The 1,403-nt window shown below is 28.5% G+C and carries 2 protein-coding genes; one reads left to right on the top strand and one right to left on the bottom strand.

Going from position 1 to position 1,403, the window contains the following annotated elements; all coding sequences use genetic code 11:
• Window positions 1-285: 285 nt before the first annotated feature.
• Window positions 286-555, bottom strand: a complete 270-nt coding sequence (locus BMX60_RS11825; RefSeq protein WP_091351631.1) for a hypothetical protein — start codon at window positions 553-555, stop codon at window positions 286-288.
• A 140-nt stretch (window positions 556-695) separates the two neighbouring features.
• Between BMX60_RS11825 and BMX60_RS11820 the strand changes: the two genes are divergently transcribed.
• Window positions 696-1,337 carry a hypothetical protein gene (locus BMX60_RS11820; RefSeq protein WP_091351630.1) on the top strand — a complete coding sequence of 214 codons (642 nt, stop codon included), beginning with the start codon at window positions 696-698 and terminating at the stop codon, window positions 1,335-1,337.
• The last annotated feature ends 66 nt before the right edge of the window (window positions 1,338-1,403 follow it).

Genomic DNA, 1,403 nt, shown 5'->3' with positions numbered 1-1,403 from the left:
ATTCCCCAATGTATTTTCGGAGGGGATAGAGGGTGTGGGGTTACACCCAATCAGAGTAAACATAGCTTAGGCTGTGTTGACTGATAAATAATTTTATTGAAATATTTGATTAATTTTATTGATTTCAATAAAATTAATAACCTTATCTGGCATTTAACTTGGGCAGCATGTAAATTGAGCACAGATAAAGATAGAGTTTATCAAGCAATTAGTTGGGGTTTATTTTGTCTAGACCTTAGATTAGTTAGGAGGTTGTAGAAGGTTGAATTTATTTAAAAAATCATTTTACGATATTTTAGGTTTTATGTTTTTAGGGATAGGTTTATTTAGTTCTTCTTTTTCTCTTAGTAGAAATTTTAGTCCTATCTTTTCTATTTTAACAATAGTTATAGGATTATTATTTTTTAAGCTCTCAGATTCTAAAAGTAAAATTAATTTTAAAGAAGTACCAAAATCGAACAAATTACTTTTATTTGGTGCAATAACTATTGGGATAATACTAAGTATAATAATATTATTAATAGCTAATAATTCAAAAAATGTAACTTTATTCATACCAATATGGTTTACTCTCTAAACAAACCCTATATTCAAAACCTCCTGCTTTGGCTGCAGTGGGTTATATTAAGGCAACGGTCTCCCGATGACTTAAATGGCATTTTTGGGGGTAAGATTGGAACATTTTGAGGGCTGCAATGTTTAACGTTAGTGACTCAGAGCACTACTTTACATTTTCGAAAATTGGCAAGATCTATGTAATGCAAAAAATGAATAAAGGAATGAGTATATTGAATAAGAAAATGAAGATTTTAATGATTGTCAACATAATATTTTTTGCTTTAATTGCTTTTCATCACATTGTTATCTATTACTTTGGTGATGACTGGGTATTGTATGTTTTATTACTATCAGCACTAGTTTTTTCCTCTATTTTTTTAGAAGATACAGTAAGGCAAAGGATTTTAAAACTAAGGACTATAGCATTCATCGAATTTGGATTAAGAATCTTTGCTATTTCTGTCCACTTAGTATCAATTTTCTATGGCCTTTATTTTTATTTGTTGATTGGAGTAATTGGAACTGTCTTTATACTAACATTGGTATTTCAATGGTGGCTTTTGAAAAAGATAAACAAATTAAAATACGTTGAATTAGAGGAATTCAACAGTGGGGATTTAAATGATTTTATTGATAAGCTATTCGATAGGGGAACTACATTTAGCAGTGAGGAAGAAAACGACAGAATAAAGAAATTAAAAGGTGTCTTACTTGCTTCAGGTAGATCTAATATTATTTTGATTGTCTTGTTTATTAATTTGAGGAAATTGCATAATTAAGTTTTTATATTTATCAAAAAAAGAGCATAGAAAATCTAACTCATTATAAATGAGATTTTAAAAAAG

It is taken from the genome of Anaerobranca gottschalkii DSM 13577, assembly GCF_900111575.1.
GTDB lineage: Bacteria > Bacillota > Proteinivoracia > Proteinivoracales > Proteinivoracaceae > Anaerobranca > Anaerobranca gottschalkii.
This window is presented reverse-complemented; position numbering and strand designations above follow the sequence as displayed.